Annotated in this window: 19 protein-coding genes; 2 read left to right on the forward strand and 17 right to left on the reverse strand. The window is 70.0% G+C overall.

Going from position 1 to position 18,403, the window contains the following annotated elements; translation table 11 throughout:
- The first annotated feature begins 35 nt into the window (after nt 1-35).
- Nucleotides 36-878 (forward strand): siderophore-interacting protein, encoded by an 843-nt coding sequence (locus tag ACWC0C_RS37745; RefSeq protein ID WP_450868864.1) that lies wholly within the window; start codon nt 36-38, stop codon nt 876-878.
- Nucleotides 879-891: 13 nt separating this feature from the next.
- Here the strand turns inward: ACWC0C_RS37745 and ACWC0C_RS37750 are convergent, their stop codons facing one another.
- Both ACWC0C_RS37750 and ACWC0C_RS37755 read right to left on the reverse strand, forming a co-directional pair.
- Complete coding sequence (locus ACWC0C_RS37750; RefSeq protein ID WP_450868866.1) at nt 892-1,824, reverse strand: 5'-nucleotidase; 933 nt, start codon at nt 1,822-1,824, stop codon at nt 892-894.
- A gap of 47 nt (nt 1,825-1,871) precedes the next feature.
- On the reverse strand, nt 1,872-2,000 hold the full coding sequence (locus ACWC0C_RS37755) for a hypothetical protein (RefSeq protein ID WP_449200374.1): 129 nt from the start codon (nt 1,998-2,000) through the stop codon (nt 1,872-1,874).
- An 87-nt stretch (nt 2,001-2,087) separates the two neighbouring features.
- Here ACWC0C_RS37755 and ACWC0C_RS37760 point away from each other — a divergent pair, with 87 nt between their 5' ends.
- Nucleotides 2,088-3,035: an RluA family pseudouridine synthase gene (locus ACWC0C_RS37760; RefSeq protein WP_450868867.1), complete on the forward strand. Its 948-nt coding sequence runs from the start codon at nt 2,088-2,090 to the stop codon at nt 3,033-3,035.
- 113 nt (nt 3,036-3,148) lie between these two features.
- Here the strand turns inward: ACWC0C_RS37760 and ACWC0C_RS37765 are convergent, their stop codons facing one another.
- From ACWC0C_RS37765 to pafA, 15 genes are all read right to left on the reverse strand, one after another.
- Nucleotides 3,149-4,642, reverse strand: a complete 1,494-nt coding sequence (locus ACWC0C_RS37765; protein ID WP_449200376.1) for a cytochrome P450 — start codon at nt 4,640-4,642, stop codon at nt 3,149-3,151.
- Nucleotides 4,643-4,689: 47 nt separating this feature from the next.
- A complete protein-coding gene (locus tag ACWC0C_RS37770) occupies nt 4,690-5,310 on the reverse strand; it encodes a GTP-binding protein (protein WP_449200377.1) in 621 nt (206 codons plus the stop codon).
- Complete coding sequence (locus tag ACWC0C_RS37775; RefSeq protein ID WP_449200378.1) at nt 5,291-5,713, reverse strand: DUF742 domain-containing protein; 423 nt, start codon at nt 5,711-5,713, stop codon at nt 5,291-5,293. The genes ACWC0C_RS37770 and ACWC0C_RS37775 overlap by 20 nt, the downstream gene beginning before the upstream one ends.
- On the reverse strand, nt 5,710-6,114 hold the full coding sequence (locus ACWC0C_RS37780; protein WP_449200379.1) for a roadblock/LC7 domain-containing protein: 405 nt from the start codon (nt 6,112-6,114) through the stop codon (nt 5,710-5,712). Before ACWC0C_RS37780 ends, ACWC0C_RS37775 begins: the two co-directional genes overlap by 4 nt.
- The gene (locus ACWC0C_RS37785; RefSeq protein ID WP_449200380.1) at nt 6,111-7,784 is read right to left on the reverse strand and encodes an ATP-binding protein; all 1,674 of its coding nucleotides are present in this window, start codon (nt 7,782-7,784) and stop codon (nt 6,111-6,113) included. The genes ACWC0C_RS37780 and ACWC0C_RS37785 overlap by 4 nt, the downstream gene beginning before the upstream one ends.
- A gap of 337 nt (nt 7,785-8,121) precedes the next feature.
- Nucleotides 8,122-10,974 carry a DEAD/DEAH box helicase gene (locus ACWC0C_RS37790; protein ID WP_450868869.1) on the reverse strand — a complete coding sequence of 951 codons (2,853 nt, stop codon included), beginning with the start codon at nt 10,972-10,974 and terminating at the stop codon, nt 8,122-8,124.
- An 88-nt stretch (nt 10,975-11,062) separates the two neighbouring features.
- Nucleotides 11,063-12,007, reverse strand: coding sequence for a twin-arginine translocase subunit TatC (gene tatC, locus ACWC0C_RS37795; RefSeq protein WP_449200382.1), 945 nt, complete (start codon nt 12,005-12,007; stop codon nt 11,063-11,065).
- A 47-nt stretch (nt 12,008-12,054) separates the two neighbouring features.
- Complete coding sequence (gene tatA / locus ACWC0C_RS37800) at nt 12,055-12,345, reverse strand: Sec-independent protein translocase subunit TatA (protein ID WP_449200383.1); 291 nt, start codon at nt 12,343-12,345, stop codon at nt 12,055-12,057.
- 240 nt (nt 12,346-12,585) lie between these two features.
- On the reverse strand, nt 12,586-12,780 hold the full coding sequence (locus ACWC0C_RS37805; RefSeq protein WP_449200384.1) for a hypothetical protein: 195 nt from the start codon (nt 12,778-12,780) through the stop codon (nt 12,586-12,588).
- Between the two features lie 103 nt (nt 12,781-12,883).
- Entirely contained in the window at nt 12,884-13,144 is a 261-nt protein-coding gene (locus tag ACWC0C_RS37810) for a hypothetical protein (RefSeq protein WP_449200398.1), read from the reverse strand.
- 155 nt (nt 13,145-13,299) lie between these two features.
- On the reverse strand, nt 13,300-14,292 hold the full coding sequence (locus ACWC0C_RS37815) for a helix-turn-helix transcriptional regulator (RefSeq protein ID WP_449200385.1): 993 nt from the start codon (nt 14,290-14,292) through the stop codon (nt 13,300-13,302).
- A 13-nt stretch (nt 14,293-14,305) separates the two neighbouring features.
- Nucleotides 14,306-15,259, reverse strand: a complete 954-nt coding sequence (locus ACWC0C_RS37820) for a helix-turn-helix transcriptional regulator (RefSeq protein WP_449200386.1) — start codon at nt 15,257-15,259, stop codon at nt 14,306-14,308.
- A 182-nt stretch (nt 15,260-15,441) separates the two neighbouring features.
- The gene (locus ACWC0C_RS37825; protein ID WP_449200387.1) at nt 15,442-15,813 is read right to left on the reverse strand and encodes an FKBP-type peptidyl-prolyl cis-trans isomerase; all 372 of its coding nucleotides are present in this window, start codon (nt 15,811-15,813) and stop codon (nt 15,442-15,444) included.
- Nucleotides 15,814-15,898: 85 nt separating this feature from the next.
- Nucleotides 15,899-16,897, reverse strand: coding sequence for an FKBP-type peptidyl-prolyl cis-trans isomerase (locus tag ACWC0C_RS37830; protein WP_450868872.1), 999 nt, complete (start codon nt 16,895-16,897; stop codon nt 15,899-15,901).
- Nucleotides 16,898-17,041: 144 nt separating this feature from the next.
- Nucleotides 17,042-18,403: a Pup--protein ligase gene (pafA, locus tag ACWC0C_RS37835; protein WP_069781840.1), complete on the reverse strand. Its 1,362-nt coding sequence runs from the start codon at nt 18,401-18,403 to the stop codon at nt 17,042-17,044.

Genomic DNA, 18,403 nt, shown 5'->3' on the forward strand with positions numbered 1-18,403 from the left:
ACTTAGGTAAACCTAACCTTTTCACTGGAGGCGTGATGGCAGAGCGTCCGGGACGAAAGCCGCGCAGGACCCGCACCGCCCAGGTGGTCCGCACCGAGCGACTGACCCCGCACATGCAGCGGGTGGTGCTCGGTGGCGAGGGCCTGGCCGACTTCGCGGCGGACACCTGCACCGACCACTATGTGAAGCTGCTCTTCGGCCCGGACGGCGTGACCTACCCGGAACCCTTCGACCTGGAGCGGATCCGTGCGGAGTTCCCGCGGGAGCAGTGGCCGGTGACCCGGACGTACACCGTGCGCGCCTGGAATCCCGAACACCGGGAGCTGACACTGGACTTCGTCGTCCACGGCGACGAGGGCCTGGCCGGCCCGTGGGCCACCCGGGTACGGCCGGGTGAGACCGTGCGCTTCATGGGCCCCGGCGGCGCCTACGCCCCCGACCCGGCGGCCGACTGGCATCTGCTCGCCGGTGACGAGAGCGCGCTGCCCGCGATCGCGCGGTCCCTGGAGGCGCTGCCCGCCGGTGCCCGCGCCCACGCCTTCGTGGAGGTGTCCGGCCCCGAGGAGGAGCAGAAGATCGACTCCGATGTGGAGGTCGTCTGGCTGCACCGCGGGGACCGGCCGGTCGGCGAGGCCCTGGTGGAGGCCGTACGCACACTGCGGTTCCCCGAGGGCCGGGTGCAGGCGTTCGTGCACGGCGAGGCGGGCTTCGTGAAGGAGCTGCGCCGGCTGCTGCGGGTCGAGCTCGCCGTCCCGCGCGAGGACCTGTCGATCTCCGGCTACTGGCGCCTGGGTCACAACGAGGACGGCTGGCAGGCCTCCAAGCGGGACTGGAACGCCCGTATCGAGGCAGAGCAGGAGAGCGGCGCGGCCGCCTGAGAGCGCCCCCCGCTCAGGTCTCGTTGATCTTGCCGAAGGGGATGTGCACGCTGGGCGTGGTCCGGGACGTGCTCTCCAGGTGGGTCACCTGGTCGTCGAAGAAGATGTGCGGGTCCAGCACCTTCATCACGGCGCCCTTGTCTATGCCGCCGAGGAAGAAGGCGCCGTTGACCGTCACGCCCCACTTCTTGAGGCTGTTCACGGCCCGCTCGTGGGCCGGTGCGTTGCGCGCGGTCACGATGGAGACGTGCACCCGGAGCGCGTAGTCCGGGTCGGTCTTGCGCCGTTCCTCCTCCCGGCGCTGTATCCGGTTCACCCCGGCGAGGAAGTCGCGCAGCGGCCCGGCGTCGTGCGGGGTGGCCGCGTTGCGGGCCTCGTGCGCGCGGAACTCCTCCAGCCCGTCGGCCTGGTACACCTGCTCGGCGGCGTCACTGGCGAGCACCCCGTCGAAGTCGAAGGCGATCCGCAGCTCCCGGTCGGCGGGGTCGTCCGGGTACGACGCTCCGAGCACATGTCCCGCGGGCAGTCCGGCGGCGACGGCCTCCCGCACGTCGTTGCCGTCGGCCGACAGGAACAGGGACATGTTCAGCGCCGGCATGAACGTGTACGGGGAGCGGCCCTGCATGAACACGGCCCGGCTGATGGGCAGTTCATGGGCCTGGATCGACCGCATGACCCGCAGGCCGGTGTCGGGGTCGTTGCGGGAGAGGATGATGACCTCGACGAGCGGGTCTCCCGGCTCGCCGAGGTCGTTCAGCGACAGCAGCCGGCGGATGAACGCGAACGCGACCCCGGGCCGGAGCGTGTCGTCCACGTTCTCCTCCTGGTAGGCCCGGTAGGCCTCCTCGCCCTGCTCGCGGAAGACCGCGTCCGACTCCCGCAGATCGAACAGGGCACTGGAGGCGACACCGACGACGAGTCGGTTCGCGAGATCGTAGGCCGGCATGGACTACATCTTCACACCGACCGATGCACCACGTACGGATCGGTCGGTCACCGCGCACGCGCGCCCTCCGGGGCGAACCCGGCCTTCAGGGCCACGCGGCAGCCGGTGGGAAGGGCGGGCTGGGAGGTGCGGGCGAGGGTGCCGGCCGGTACGACCGGGCTGGTGAGATACGGCATGATCAGCATCCTGCCGAGCGCCCACCCGTCGGCGTACCGGTTTTCCGCCTCGTACCCCTGACGTTCCGCCTCGTACCCTTGACCTCGATGAGACGCCGTACACCGCCCCCGCCCGCCCCGCTCCCCCAGCGCGACGGTGTCGATCCCGTGCGGGTGCGGCTGCCGCACGGCGGGACGTGGGCCACCGCGCGGGAGTATCTGGTGCAGCGGCTGACGGGGGCCGGGCCCGGGGTGGTCGCGTCGATGTTCGAGGCGGGGCTGGTCGTCGGCGCCGACGGGCGGTCGGTGGCGCCGGACGCGCCGTACGAGCCGGGGATGTTCGTGTGGTTCCACCGCGAACTGCCCGCCGAGGTGCCGGTGCCGTTCCCGGTGGAGATCGTCCACCGGGACGCGCACATCGTCGTCGCCGACAAGCCGCACTTCCTCGCCACGACCCCGCGCGGCTCGCATGTGACACAGACCGCGCTGGCCCGGCTGCGGCGCGAGCTGGACCTTCCGGCGCTGAGCGCGGCGCACCGGCTGGACCGGCTGACGGCGGGGCTGGTGCTGTTCACCGTGCGGCCCGAGGAGCGCGGGGCGTACCAGACGCTGTTCCGGGACCGGCGGGTGCGCAAGGAGTACGAGGCGGTCGCGCCGTACGACCCCTCGCTGGTCCTGCCCCGGACCGTACGCAGCCGGATCGTGAAGGAGCGCGGGGTGCAGGCGGCCCGGGAGGTCGAGGGCGAGCCGAACGCCGAGACGTACGTCGAGCTGGCCGGGCGGCGGGGCGGGCTGGGCCGGTACCGGCTGGTCCCGGCGACCGGGCAGACCCACCAGCTGAGGGTGCATCTGAACACGCTGGGCGTGCCCATCCTCGGCGACCCGCTGTACCCGGAGGTGACCGCCCCGGTGCCGCCCGGCGACTTCCGCCGCCCGCTCCAACTGCTGGCCCGGAGACTGGAGTTCACCGACCCGGTCACGGGCACGGAGCACACGTTCGTCAGCGACCGCGAACTCACCGCCTGGACGTCGTACGCCGACTGGGCCGAGGGCTAGGCCGGGCGTCCCCCTCTTCCGGCTCGCGCCGGACGAAACACCCCCGCTCGGATCGGCCGGGAAGCCCCGACGCCTCGGGTCCGGCCGATCCGGGAGGAAGGTCCTGTCCTCGGTTACTCGCCGCGCCACCAGTGGAGCAGGCGTTGCCAGACGCCGCGGCGTCGGGCCGGTTCCGGTGTCGTGGGGTGGGGGTCGGGTGCGGTGGGTGCGGGTGCCGGTGCGGTGGGTGCGGGCTCGGGGGTCGGGGTCTGGTCGGGGCGTGGGGTGCCGGGCTGCCAGGTGGAGCGCTGCGGCGGGACGGCCACGGGCCTCGGCGGGACGTTGACGTCCTGCTGCGGTTTGGGCTCGAAACGCACGGGCAGCGACACCAGGTGCCGGGAGGCGATGGACGAGCGCCAGCTCAACTCGTCTTCCGCGCAGTCCAGTTGGATGTCGGACAGCCGCATCAGCAGCGCGTCGACACCGACGTCGGCGATGGCGCGGCCGATGTCCTGACCCGGGCACTCGTGCGGACCGCCGCCGAAGGCGAGGTGGGAGCGGTTGCCCTGCATGCTCGCGGACAGGTCCGGGCGGATGCGCGGGTCGAGGTTGCCCGGTGCGGGCGCGAAGAGCAGGCCGTCGCCCTTGCGGATGCGCTGCCCGCCCAGCTCGGTGTCCTGCTTGGCGTAGTAGCCGAGGACGGTGCTGAACGGCGGCTCGTCCCACAGGGACTGCTCGATCGCCTCCGGCACGGTCATCTGGCCGCCGCTGAGCCGGGCGCGGAAGCCCGGTTCGGTGAGGACCATGCGCAGCGCGTTGGCGAGGAGGTTCGCGGTGGCCTCGTAGGCCGCGAAGAGGGCGAGCCGCAGGTGTTCGCGGACCTCGTCGTCGCTGAGTCCGGCCGGGTGGGTGACGAGGTGGCTGGTGAAGTCCTCCTCGGGCTGGGCGCGCCGCCGGGTGGTGAGCCGGCTCAGCGCGTCCATGACGTAGGCGTGGCTCTGGATGGCGGTCTCGGTGCCCTTCAGGGCGTCCCGCGCGGCCTGCACCATCCGGTCGTTGTACTCCTCCGGCATGCCGAGGATCTCGCACATGACGGCCATCGGCAGATGGTCGGCGAACTGGGAGACCAGGTCGGCCCGGCCGCGTTCGCAGAACCTGTTCACCAGGCCCTGCGTGTGGCGGCCGATGTGCCGGCGCAGGGTGCGGTGGTCCATGGTGGCCATGGCCGCGGTGACCGCCACCCGCAGCCGCTGGTGCTCGTCGCCCTCGGCGTGCGAGCAGATCGGCTGCCAGGCGATGTGCGGCATGAGCGGGTGGTCGGGCTTGACCGTGCCCTCCAGCAGCGGGGTCCAGATCCGGCTGTCGCGGGTGTACACGGAAGGGCTGCGCACCAGCTGCTGGTTCTCGGCGTGCCCGAGGACCACCCACATCGGCACGTCGTCGTGCAGCAGCACGGGTGCCACGGGGCCGTACTGCTCCCGCAGCCGCGCGTAGAGGTCGCCCAGGTCCGCCGCGTCGGGGCCGTAGAGCCGGTGCAGCCCGCCGGGGCCGAGGCCGTGCGCGGGGCAGCCCGGCGGCGGGACGGGGGTGGGGTCGGTGTCGGTCAGCGAGGAGGAATCAGACGTCACGGTGTCGCTCCGGAACGAATAGGTGTGGGGGTGGGTGGGCTGTGGATTCAGGTGAGGGCGCGGGACAGGGCGATGGAATGCAGGAAGCGCATCAGGGTCATCAGCACGTCCTTGCTGGAGGCCCGGCGGCGTACGTCACACTCGATGATCGGGATCTCCGGGGTCAGGTCGAGCGCGGTGCGCAGTTCGTCGAGCGGGTAACGGGGCGCGTCCGGGAAGGAGTTGATGGCGACGACGAAGGGCACGCCGCGCTCCTCCAGCCGGCCCATGACGTCGAAGCTGACTTCCAGCCGCCGGGTGTCGACGAGGACGACGGCGCCGAGCGCGCCTTCGAACAGCCCGTTCCACAGGAACCAGAAGCGTTCCTGGCCGGGCGTGCCGAAGAGGTAGAGCACCAGCTTGTCGGAGACGCTGATGCGGCCGAAGTCCATGGCCACGGTGGTGGCCGTCTTGGATTCGGAGCCGTAGTTGTCGTCCACTCCGATGCCGGCCTGGGTCATGGTCTCCTCGGTGGTCAGCGGTCTGATGTCGCTGACGGAACCGACCATGGTGGTCTTGCCGACGCCGAAACCGCCCACGATCACGATCTTCACCGCGGTCTCGGCCGTGTGCGGCAGATGGTCCTCGGTGCGTGGGCCGGGGATGGTGTCAGAGCCGTTGAAGTCCATGCATCACCGCTTCGAGGATGGAACGGTCGGGCAGCTCCCGGCGGACGACCGGGGTGCGCACCTGCACCAGTTCGGCCGTGATCAGCTCGGTGATCAGGACGGTCATCGCGCTGAACGGCAGGTTCAGATAGGCCGAGAGCTCGGCCACGGACAGGGGGTTGGTACAGAGCCGCAGGACCGAGGCCTGCTCCGGTGAGGCGGCCATGTGGGGCGCGTCGCGCGCCACGATTAACGTCACGAGGTCGAGTTCGGCGCGTGCGCCGTCCTCCGATCCGGCGACGGTGTACAGCCGTTCGGGGTTCTTGCGCTCGGGTTCGCCGTCCGCCGCCTCGGTCTGGGGCGGGGACGGCGGCGGAGGCGGCAGGGGCTTCGGCTCACGCCGTTTGCGTCGTGGAGGAGTCATACGGTCTGCCCGTTCCGCCGGGGCGGACTCGTGAGGTGGGCGCCGATCCGGACGACGAGGTCGCGCATCATGCCGCTCATCCGGCCCGGCTCGCAGGTCACATCGGCGAGTACGGCGAGGAAGGCGTTGTCGCCGGCGTTCATGAGGTAGAAGTAGCCGCCCTCGATCTCGATGACGAGGACCTGCATCTCGCCGGCGCCGGGGAGCTCCTGGATGATGGCGCCGGCCAGGCTCTGCATGCCCGCGCAGGCCGCGGCCACCCGGTCGCAGGCGTCGGGGTCACCGCCGTAGCGGGCGATGCGCAGTCCGTCGGCGGAGAGGACCACGATCATCTCGATGCCCGGCACACCGTCGTTGAGCTGCTTGAGCATCCAGTCGATGTTGCCTCGCTGCTGGATCACTTGAGGTCCCCCTCTGCGTCGGCCTCGGTGGCGCCCTCGACGGGCTCGTCCGTGTAGTCGTTGAGCAGGTGCACGTACTTTTCCGGGTGCCTCGTGAAGTCGGTCAGTTCGGGCCCGGTGGCGCCCTCGGGCATGCCCTTGCGCAGGCCGTTCCAGAAGTCCTCGATCCCCTGGCCGATCGGCCGTTCCATGAGCTTCTTGCGCTCGGGGTCGATCTCGGGCTCGGGCTGCGGTGCGGGCTTGGGCTGGGACCAGATGGTGGGCCTGCCCTCGCGCTCGGCCTGCTCGATCTCGGCCTGCTCGGCGTAGCGCTGGCTCAGCGGCGTCTTGACCCGGCTGCGGCGCTGCGGCAGTCCGCCCGCCGTCCACTCGGTGACGACGGGGACGTCGTCCTCCATGGAGATCCCGGCGGGGATCTTGGGGCTGGTGGGGCGGCGCCGCTTCGGCGGGCGCTTGGGGCCCTCGACGGCTCCCAGCTCGGGCATCGGGGTGCCGGTGGCGCCGATGCCGTGGGCGGCGCCCACACCGGGTTCGGTGGTCGTCATGACGCGCGGCACGATGAGGATCGCGCGGCAGCCGCCGTAGGCGGAGGCACGCAGCGAGACCTCCATGTCGAACATCCGGCACAGCCGGCCCACGACGGCGAGACCGAGGCGCGGGTTCTCGCCGAGGTTGTGCGCGTCGTCGAGGTTCTTGGCGTCCTCGATCATCTTCTCGATGCGGGCGCGGGACTCCTCGCTGAGGCTGACGCCGGCGTCCTCGATCTCGATGGCGATACCGGTCTGCACCTCGGTGGCGGTGACGTGCACCTTGGCCGTGGGCGGCGAATAGCGGGTGGCGTTGTCGAAGAGCTCGGCGGCGGCGTGGATGACCGGCTCGACGGAGGTGCCCTTGATGTTGATGTTGACGATGGAGTTCAGCTGGATGCGGCGGTACTCCAGGATGCGCGACATGGCACCGCGCAGCGTGCTGTAGAGGGAGACCGGCAGGGGCCACTGGCGGCCGGGGCGGCCGCCGCCCAGGACGGAGATGGTGTCGGCGAAGCGGCCGATCAGCGAGGTGCCGTGGTCGATGCGCAGCAGGTCGTCGAAGACCTCGGGGTTGCGGCCGTGGTCCTCCTCCATCTCCCGCAGTTCGTTGGACTGCTGGTGGACGATGGCCTGGACACGGCGGGCGATGCTCACGTAGGAGCGCTCGGTGGCGTCGCGCATCGAGATCTCGCGGTCGGCGCCGCGCATCGCGGCGCGGAACATCTCGCGGTAGGGGCGGGGCAGGGCACGCAGTTCGGGGTCGACGTCGTAGGCGTTGACCATCACGTCGCGCAGTGGTTCTCCGGCGCGCAGCCGCAGCAGGCCGTGCGGGATGTAGTCGACGGCGAAGCGCTCGATCAGCTCGTCGTGGGCGGCGAGCCGGTCCTCCAGATACGCAGTGTGACGGGCGTGCTCGGCCTGGTCCGCGCGGATCCTGCGGCCGCGGCGGGCGGCCTCCGCGCCCGTGAGGAGGACCAGCAGCAGGGCCAGCGCCCCGACCGCGCCGACGGCGATCCGGGCCGACGCCGGCACCAGGGCGACGGCGGCCCCGGTCGCCGCGGCCATCAATATGGCCGGCGGCAACAGCACGCGCGCATAGGGACGTTCACGGCCACCGGGCCGCTTCTGAACACTCACCATGGATGCCTTCTGAGACGAATCGGCTGGGTGTCGGGGGAGCTTTGGGGGGGGAAGGTTCATAGAACTGTCGGGATCTATCGCATGTTTGGGAACAGACGCACGAATTCACCTCAACTCGGTGCGCCGCGGGCGAGCTTAGTCCGACCGGATCATCGCCGTGTCATATTCGGCAAGCACCTGAAATCCCTCATGTGACAGGAGTAGGCTCGACCCCATTTATACGCTCAGCTGACATTCGAACACGTTCGGTAGCGGCATATGGGCATGCGAAAACTACTCACCGTAATGCGTGAAGGGGCCGCAGATGCGGCCCCTTCACGCACGTGGCGAGGGCAGGTCACCCCACGGACGAGTAGGCGACCACACCCCGCAGCAACTGGTCCACGGCCTTGCGCGCGGCCTTGGCCACCGTCGAGCCCTCCGCGGGAGAAGCCGCGGAGATCTGTCCCAGAACGTCGATGACCTGCTTGCACCACCGCACGAAGTCCCCCGCGGGCATGTCCGCCTCGCGCAGCACCTCGTCGAGCGCCTTGCCGGAGGCCCACATGTACGCGGCCCAGGCGAAGCCGAGATCCGGCTCACGCTGGCCGACACCCTCGGTCTGGCTGATCCGGAAATCCTCCTCCAGACCGTCGAGGCGACCCCAGATCCGGACCATCTCACCGAGCGCGGCCTTCGCCTTGCCCGAGGGCAGCTTGGGCGCCATCGCGTCGTCGCCGACCCGTGCCTCGTACACCAACGCCGAGACGCAAGCGGCGAGTTCGGCGGGGCTGAGGCCCTCCCAGACCCCCTCGCGCAGGCATTCGCTGGCCAACAGGTCGAGTTCGCCGTAGAGCCGGGCGAGTCGCCTGCCGTGCTCGGTGACCTCGTCGCCGCGCAGGTAGTCCAGTTCGGTCAGCAGGGCGACGATACGGTCGAAGGTGCGCGCGATGGTGTTCGTACGGCCCTCGATGCGGCGCTCCAGCTGCGAGGTGTCGCGCACCAGCCGGTGGTAGCGCTCGGCCCAACGGGCGTGGTCCTCACGGTCGTCGCAGCCATGGCACGGGTGCGCACGGATCGCCGTGCGCAGCCGGGCGATCTCGCGGTCGTCGGCGGCCTGCGAGCGCTTCTTGCGGGCCCGCTCCGGCGGGATGTGCCCGGCCTTGGTGCGCAGCGCGGAGGCGAGGTCGCGGCGGGACTGCGGCGAGCGCGGGTTGAAGGACTTCGGGATGCGCATCCGGTCCAGCGGTTCGACCGGCACCGGGAAGTCCATCGACGCCAGCCGCTTGACCTGCCGTTCGGCGGTCAGCACCAGCGGGCGCGGCCCGTCGTGGTGGTCGAGGCCGCGGTGGCCGGTGGAGCGGCCCGCGGGCAGGCCGGGGTCCAGCACCAGGGCCAGACCGGCGTACTTGCCCGTGGGGACGTGGATGACGTCGCCCGGCTTCAGCTTCTCCAGGGCGACCGCGGCCTCCGCGCGCCGCTGGTTCGCGCCCTGCCGGACCAACTCCGTCTCCCGGTCCTTCAGTTCACGCCGCAGCCGCGCGTACTCCTCGAAGTCGCCGAGATGGCAGGTCATGGAGGCCTTGTAGCCGGCCAGGCCCTCTTCGTTGCGCTGCACCTGGCGGGAGATCCCGACGACCGACTTGTCCGCCTGGAACTGCGCGAAGGAGGTCTCCAGCAGCTCGCGCGAGCGGTGCCGGCCGAACTGCTCGACCAGGTTGACCGCCATGTTGTACGACGGCTTGAAGCTGGAGCGCAGCGGGTACGTGCGTGTGCCCGCGAGACCGGCGAGGTGCTCGGGGCTCATGCCGCGCTGCCACAGCACGACCGCGTGACCCTCGATGTCGATGCCCCGGCGGCCGGCGCGGCCGGTCAGCTGGGTGTACTCGCCGGGCGTGATGTCGGCGTGCTGCTCGCCGTTCCACTTGACGAGCTTCTCCAGCACCACCGAGCGGGCGGGCATGTTGATGCCGAGGGCGAGGGTCTCGGTGGCGAACACCGCCTTGACCAGGCCGCGTACGAACAGCTCCTCCACGACCTCCTTGAAGGTCGGCAGCATGCCCGCGTGATGGGCGGCGATGCCGCGCTCCAGGCCCTCCAGCCATTCGTAGTAGCCGAGGACGTGGAGATCCTCGGACGCGATGTGGGCGGTGCGCTCCTCGACTAGCGCCCGGACCTGTTCCCGCGCCTCCTCGTCGTTGAGCCTGAGGCCCGCGTACAGGCACTGCTGGACGGCGGCCTCGCAGGCGGCACGGCTGAAGATGAACGTGATGGCCGGGAGCAGGCCCTCGGAGTCCAGGCGCTCGATGACCTCGGGCCGGCCCGGTGTCCACACGCGCGAGCGCTGTCTGCGCTCGCGCTCCCGGTCGGCCTCGCGCATCGCCCGGCCACGCCGTCGGTCCTGGTACGACGGTCTGGTGGCCTCCATGCGGGCCAGCCGGGCGAGGTCGGGATTGACGGCCTTCTTGTGGCCCTCGCCCTCCTCGAACAGGTCGTACATCCGGCGCCCGGCGAGGACGTGCTGGAACAGTGGCACGGGCCGGTGCTCGGAGACGATCACCTCGGTGTCGCCGCGGACGGTGTCCAGCCAGTCACCGAACTCCTCGGCGTTGGACACGGTCGCCGACAGTGACACCAGGGTCACCGACTCGGGCAGGTGGATGATCACCTCTTCCCAGACGGCGCCGCGGAAGCGGTCGGAGAGGTAGTGCACCTCGTCCATGACGACGTAGCCGAGGCCGAGGAGGGTCTGGGAGCCGGCATAGAGCATGTTCCGCAGGACCTCGGTGGTCATCACGACCACCGGGGCCTCGGAGTTCACGCTGTTGTCGCCGGTGAGCAGGCCGACCTTGCCGGTGCCGTAGCGACGGCACAGGTCGGCGTATTTCTGGTTCGACAGCGCCTTGATGGGTGTCGTGTAGAAGCACTTCTTGCCCTGCTTGAGGGCGAGGTGGACGGCGAACTCGCCCACGATCGTCTTGCCCGAGCCGGTGGGGGCGGCCACCAGTACGCCCTTGCCCGCCTCGAGCGCCTCACAGGCCTCGATCTGGAAGGGGTCGAGGCCGAAGTCGTACATCTCGCGGAAGGACGCGAGCGCGGTGGCCTGCTCGGCTGCCCGCCTGCGGGCTGCCGCGTACCGCTCGGCCGGTGAGAGGTCCTCTGTCATCGTGCTTTCGAGCGTACCGGGCCCCACTGACAACCGGACGATCATTATCCCGATCGTGCACTTCGCGACATGGCACTGCCCCCGTCCACCTGGGCGGGGGCAGCAGCGTGCGTGATGTGGTGTGGGTGCGGGATCAGGTCACGTCGTCATAGCCGTTGACCCGGTCGGTGCCCGACTCCTCGGGCAGGGCCCGGGTGGCCGAGACGGACTCGACCTCGCCGATGTCCTCGGGGGTGAGGTCCAGCTCGGAAGCCTCGTCGTCGGCCAGACCCTCGCCCTCGCGGCGCGCCCGGCGCCGGTCGTTGAGCAGCGAGAAGGCCACGGCGATGAAGAACAGCGCCCAGATCGGCGCCGCCAGCGCCAGCATCGTCCCGGGATCGGGGCTGGGCGTGGCCACGGCCGCGAAGGCGGCGATGCCGACGATCATGCCGCGCCACCAGCCGAGCATGCGCCGGCCGGACAGGACGCCGGTGAGGTTCAGCATGACCAGCAGCAGCGGCATCTCGAAGGCGAGCCCGAAGACGACGATCATGCGGGTGACCAGGTCGAGCAGTTCGTCCAGCGGCAGCAGGTTCTCCGCACCGCTCGGCGTGAGGTCGATCAGCACCTTCGCCGTCATCGGCAGCACGTTGTAGGCGAGGTAGCCGCCGCCGAGGAAGAGCGGGAAGCCGAATCCGACGAACGCGTACGCGTACTTCTTCTCGTGCCTGTGCAGACCGGGCGCGACGAACGCCCACAGCTGGTAGAGCCAGACCGGAGCCGCCAGCACGACGCCGGACATCAGCGCGACCTTCAGGGCCAGGGTGAACGGCGCCAGCAGGCCACTGACCGTGAGGTGCGCGCAGTGCGCGTTCTTGCTCTTGGCCAGCTCGCCGAACGACTGCCCGCAACCGACCGTGTCGAGCACCGGCTGGGTGACGAAGTTGATGATGTCCTTGTAGAAGAAGGCCGCCACCACCGCGACAACGGCGATCGCGAGCATTCCCTTCGCGAGCCGGTTGCGCAGCTCACGCAGGTGATCCGCGAGCGGCATCCGCCCCTCGGGATCTCTCTCCTTCTTGCGGGCAGGCTTGGGCAACCCACATCCTCATCTCGTGCAACGGACCGGATGCCCCGGTCCTCGCGTCAGCGCTGGGTCGTCGTGTCCGTCGGCTCGTTGACCGGCCGGGAGCTGGTCACATCGCCGGGCGACGCCTGGATCGTGCGCTGCGCCGGGGCCTGCTCCTCGGCAGGCTGGGCGGAGGCGGTGGACTGCTTGCCGCCGTCGTCCTTCATCGCCTTCGCCTCGCTCTTCAGGATGCGCGCGGACTTGCCGAGGGAGCGCGCCATGTCCGGAAGCTTCTTGGAGCCGAACACGAGGACGATCACCAGAACCAGGAGCACCAGGTGCCACGGCTCAAGTGCGTTGCGGAACATAAGTCTTCACCTTCTCACTGAGGCGGGGCGGCGGAGCATGTCCGACCGGTCGGACATTTGTCTGACCATCGTGCTGGCAGCGATCGTATCGCCCGGGGGTGAACGCAGAACAATCCCCGTGCGTACTCCCGCTCTCTCTGCGGACCGCGCCTCGTTCTCCGGGCCGCGATCAGCAGCGTACCTGGCCGGACCGGCAAGGTGACAGGGCGAAGTGACCCAAAGCGCACGGCGGCAGGCAATCTATAGCGCATCCACGGCACGGGCCGCGCTCACGGCCGCCCGCTCCAGGTCCTCGGCCGCCCTGTTGATACGACGCGCGGAGTCCGCGACCTGCTCCCCGAGTCGCCGCGCCTCCAGGAAGACCCGCACAGCGAGCACCCCCAGCACCGCGAGACCCAGGAAACCCACCGCTACCGCGCACATCGGCCAGAACATGACGTCGAGACTAGACCGTCCACGACCGCACACCGCAGCCACCCACACGTGCCGTACGTCATCGGGGCCCGAACCGTGGAACCTGGCCCCCAGCCCCCGCGTCCTACACCGTGGAGTGCAGCCGCAGCGTTCTGACGCCGCCGCCGGTGAGCAGCTCGATGATGCGCTCACCTGCGGGCTTGCGGACGGCGGCGCCGCAGTCGGGGCAGGTGAAGGAGTAGAACGTCGTCCGGCTGCTGGCGCCGATGGCGAGGCGCAGCGCACTCGCGGCGAGTTCGAAGCGGCCCCGGCAGTCCGGGCAGCCCGCCTTGAACACCACGGGGACCACTCTCTTCATCCCGGCGAACGCGGCCGCCACCGTCATCTCACCCGCACGCTCGCTCACAGCCCTCGCTCCTTCTTCTGGTCGTTCGCCAGCGATCGCCGTCTTCGTCTGCGGCGCCGTCGTGGCTGGTCGCGCAGTTCCCCGCACCCCTACGGGGCGCTAGCCCCGCCAGCCCTGCACAGCGCCCCGGCAGCTCATCCCGACTGCGTCGTGTCGTACGCCGCCAGTGCCTCCGCGGCCGCCCTCCGGGCGCTGTCGGCCAGGTCCGGTGGGGAGACGATCCGGCCGTCGCGGCCGAGCCGCAGCGCCAGCCGGCGCAAGGAGGCCGGATCGGGGGTGCGCAGAGTGATACGCAGCCCGCCGTCGGGAAGCTCATCGGCGCTGTCGTGCGGGTAGTACTCGGCGACCCAGCGGCCGCCCGGGCCGACCTCGACCACGACCTCCGGGTCCTCGGCGGCCGGCTGCACCAGGGCCTCGGAGAGGTCCCGCAGTTCTATCTCGGGCGGCGCGGACGGCTCGTCGAGGATTCTGATCTCGGCAACCCGGTCGAGCCGGAAGGTGCGCCGGGCCTCGGAGCGGCGGCACCAGGCCTCGACATAGGTGTGGCCCACGCTGACCAGGCGGATGGGGTCGATCTCGCGCTCGGTGACCTCGTCGCGCGCCGGGGAGTAGTAGCGGATCCACAGCCGGCGGCGCTCGGAGATCGCCCGGTCGACGTCGGCGAAGACCCCGCCCTCGGACTCGAAGGTCACCGACAGCCGGGAGCTGGCGCCCGCGGCCTCACCGGCGGCGGCCTCCACCTTGGCCGTCGCCCGCAGCAGCGCCTGCCGGTCGCCCTCGCGCAGGCCCGGCAGGGTCGAGACCGCGCGGGCGGCCACCAGCAGGGCGGTGGCCTCGTCGGCGGCGAGCCGCAGCGGCTCGGCAGCCTCCTCGCCGAGCGCGGCCGGGTTGTGCCACCAGATGCGCTCGCCGTCGGTGTCGATGTCCAGCAGATCGCCGCCGCGGAAGCTGGTGCCGCACATGGGCAGCAGATCGAGGTCGGCGACCAGCTCGTCCTCGGTGATGCCGAAGGCCCGGGCGACGTCCGCGATCCGCGCGCCGGGGCGCTCCCGCAGATACGTGACCAGGGAGAGCATCCGCCGGGTCTGGTCGATGGCGTTCACGGCCCTGACCGGTTTACCTGCCACAGTCCTGCCCCCCTCAGCCCTTGGCCACGGCCCGCAGCCGGTCCACCACGTCCGCGCGCAGCTCGGCCGGCTCCAGAACCACCACGTCCGGCCCGAACTCCACCAGCCAGGCGTCCAGGCCGTGGCCGTACGGAATCTCCAACTCGTCCCAGCCGTCACCGAGTTCCCGCACCTCGGTCGCCTTCGCCCGAAGGGGGTAACCGGCACCGGAACGCAGCCGGATCAAGGCCGTACCGTCGGCGATCTCGCCCGCCCAGCCGGCGACCGTCTCGCGCACGGTGACGACATCGGGCACGGGAGCGGTGAAGCCCGTACCGCGCGAGCGGACCCGGCCGGTGATCCGGGAGAGCCTGAAGACGCGCTCGGCGCCCCGGTCCCGGTCGAAACCGGCCAGGTACCAGTGCCCGCGCCAGCACTCGAGCGCCCACGGCTCCACATGACGGGGCTCGGGGTGGGCGGCGGAGGCCTTGCGGTAGTCGAAGACGACCGGGCGGCGGTCGCGGCAGGCCAGCATCAGCGGCTCGAAGGCGGCCTCGTGCACCGGGATACGGGGTTCCAGGGCACCGTGCGCCTCGTACGGGTCGACGTCCTCGGGCAGCCCCGCGGCGCGCAGCTTCTGCAGCGCACCGCTGGCCGCACCGGCGAGACGGGCCTGCTGCCACACCTTCGCGGCGAGACCGAGCGCCGCGGCCTCCTCGGCGTCCAGGGTGATGGGCGGCAACCGGTTGCTGTCCCGGCGGGCCAGATAGCCGACCTCGCCGTCCAGGTTCTCGACCGTCGCGATGACCAGGCCCAGCTCGCGCAGGTCGTCCTTGTCCCGCTCGAACATCCGGTTGAAGGAGTCGTCCGAGCCCGCCTCGAGGTAGGCCTCGATGGATCCACGCAGCTCACGCTTGCTCAGAGGCCGTCGTGTGCCGAGCAGACACAGCGCGAGGTTCATCAGCCGCTCGGCCTTGGCAATGGCCATCGACGCCCTTCACCTTCCCTATGGTGCTTCCGACCGATGACCGTACCGCTCCGGGGTGCGGTGGCAAAAGCCGAGGGCCCATGCCCGAGCAGGCATGGGCCCCAGGTGATCGGATCCGGTCGGATACGGCCGGTCGATCAGGTGTGGATCACCCGTGGATCAAGTGGGGGATCAGGCGGGGATCAGACGCCCAGCAGGTCCACCACGAAGATCAGGGTCTCGCCCGGCTTGATCGCCGGAGTCGGGCTCTGGTCGCCGTAGGCGAGGTGGGCCGGGATGGTCAGCTGGCGGCGGCCACCGACCTTCATGCCCTGCACGCCCCGGTCCCAGCCCGCGATGACACGGCCCGCACCCAGCGGGAAGCGGAACGGAGTGCCACGGTTCCAGCTGGCGTCGAACTCCTCGCCGGTGCTGAAGGCGACACCCACGTAGTGCACGGTGACGTTCTGGCCCGCCTGCGCGACCGGACCGTCACCCTCCCAGATGTCCTTGATCTCAAGGTCCGCCGGGGGCTCGCCGCCCGGGAAGTCGATCTCGGGCTTCTCGATGCTCACGTCAAAAGCTCCTGCTTGTGTACGACACGAAACGCCGACAGTCTTTCATCTCCGCAGCTCCCACGCCCGCCACGGACACCACGGACTACATCGCCGCGAGAATGTCCACCGTGAACACGAGCGTCGAACCCTTCTTGATGACACCACCGCTCGGCGGGGTGTCGCCGTAGCCCAGCTCCGGCGGCACGACGACCAGCACCCGGCTGCCCACCTTCTTGCCGGTCAAACCCTGCGCCAGGCCCTTGACCGCCTGCTCCATCTGCTGCAGCGCGAACTGGCTGAGCCGGCCCGAGCCGTACGTCCGCTGGAAGGTCTTCCCGCCGTCCCAGACCAAACCCTGGAACTGGCACAGCACCGTCTGGTCCGCCTTCAGCGCGGGGCCGTCCCCTTCCAGGACGTACGTCGACACGAGCTTCTTCGGCGGGGCCGTCTTCGGGACGGTCACCTTGGGCACCATGCCGTCGGTGTTCGTGGCCACCTTCGGCAACGCCGCGTCGCTCTGCGCGACCTCCCTGCCCTTGACCGAGCTCTTGGAGTTGAAGGAGTCGATCAGATCGATGACGAACACCAGCGTGTCCGTGCCCTTGATCCCCGCCTGCGCATTGCCCGACTTGCCATAACCCAAGGCCGGCGGCACCGCGATCAGGACCCGGCTGCCGGCCTTCTTGCCCGCCAGCGCATACCGCCAGCCGTCGATGACGCTGCCCTGCGCCAGCTGCAGCACCAGCGGACTGTGCCGGTCGTAGGAGTTGTCGAAGACCTTGCCGGTGTCCCAGATCTGACCCAGGTAGTTCGCCTGGACGAAGTCGTTCTCCGCGATCGTACGACCACTGCCCGCGATCACCGTCTTCACCGCGAGGTTCTTCGACGGCTCGCCCTTCCCCTTGGCCACGGCCGGCTTCTCACCGAACTTCGTGCCCGCCGTGATCGCCGGCAGCGGCGCGTCCACGATCTTCGGCGGAGGCGCCGTGGACACCGAGGGCGACGGCGAGACCTTGCCGGAGCCGGACTTGCCGTCACCACATCCGGCGAGCGTGACCAGACCTGCGGGAACGGCGGCGAGGAGGAGTGAACGTCGGCGCACGGAAGAGCCTCGTAATCGGTCGATCTTGCGGATGGCGTGCGCGCAACTCTACGACGTGAGAAGGGCGCCGTACGGGAAACGTACGACGCCCGTGTGGCGTTCCGGCATTTCACGCCCGAAACGCTTGACTCACCCGCATTTCCGCTACATACCGGCGATCAGCTTCTCCACCCGGTCGTCCACCGAACGGAACGGGTCCTTGCACAACACGGTGCGCTGCGCCTGGTCGTTGAGCTTCAGATGCACCCAGTCGACCGTGAAGTCCCTGCGCTGCTCCTGCGCCCGCCGGATGAAGTCACCGCGCAGCCGCGCCCGAGTGGTCTGCGGCGGAACCGACTTGCCCTCGAAGATCTTCAAATCGTTGCAGACCCGGGCCGCCTGCCCCTTCTTCTCCAGCAGGTAGTACAGACCACGACGACGGTGGATGTCGTGGTAGGCGAGGTCTATCTGCGCCACCCGCGGATGCGACATGGTCATGTTGTTCTTGGCCCGGTACCGCTCGATGAGCTTGTACTTCATCACCCAGTCGATCTCGGTGCCGATCCGGTCCAGCTCCTCGGACTCGATCGCGTCCAGCGTACGACCCCACAGCTCCAGGACCTGCGCGACCGTACCCGTGCGGATCCCCCGGCGGTCGCAGAAGTCCACCGCCTTGTCGAAGTACTCCCGCTGCACCTCCAGCGCCGACGCCTCCCGGCCGCTGGCCAGACGCACCTTGCGGCGGCCCGTGATGTCATGGCTGACCTCACGGATCGCCCGGATCGGGTTCTCCAGCGTCAGGTCGCGCATCACCGTGCCCGCCTCGATCATGCGCAGCACCAGATCCGTGGCGCCCACCTTCAGCAGCATCGTCGTCTCGGACATGTTCGAGTCACCGACGATGACATGCAGCCGACGGTAGCGCTCCGCGTCCGCATGCGGCTCGTCACGGGTGTTGATGATCGGCCTCGACCGAGTCGTCGCCGAGGACACACCCTCCCAGATGTGCTCCGCACGCTGGCTCACGCAGTACACGGCACCGCGCGGCGTCTGCAGCACCTTCCCCGCGCCGCACAGCAGCTGCCGGGTCACCAGGAACGGGATGAGGATGTCCGCGAGCCGGGAGAACTCCCCGTGCCGCGCCACCAGATAGTTCTCGTGGCAGCCGTAGGAGTTGCCCGCCGAGTCGGTGTTGTTCTTGAACAGGTAGACGTCGCCTGCGATTCCCTCCTCGTGCAGGCGTCGTTCCGCGTCCACCAGGAGTCCCTCGAGAATGCGCTCGCCGGCCTTGTCGTGGGTGACCAGTTCGATCACGTTGTCACATTCGGGTGTCGCGTATTCCGGATGTGAGCCCACGTCGAGATAGAGCCGGGCGCCGTTTCGCAGAAAGACATTGCTGCTGCGGCCCCATGACACGACACGGCGGAAGAGGTACCGCGCCACCTCGTCAGGAGACAGGCGCCGCTGTCCCCTGAACGTGCACGTGACGCCGTACTCGTTCTCCAGCCCGAAAATGCGGCGGTCCAT

The organism is Streptomyces sp. NPDC001709 (assembly GCF_053596375.1).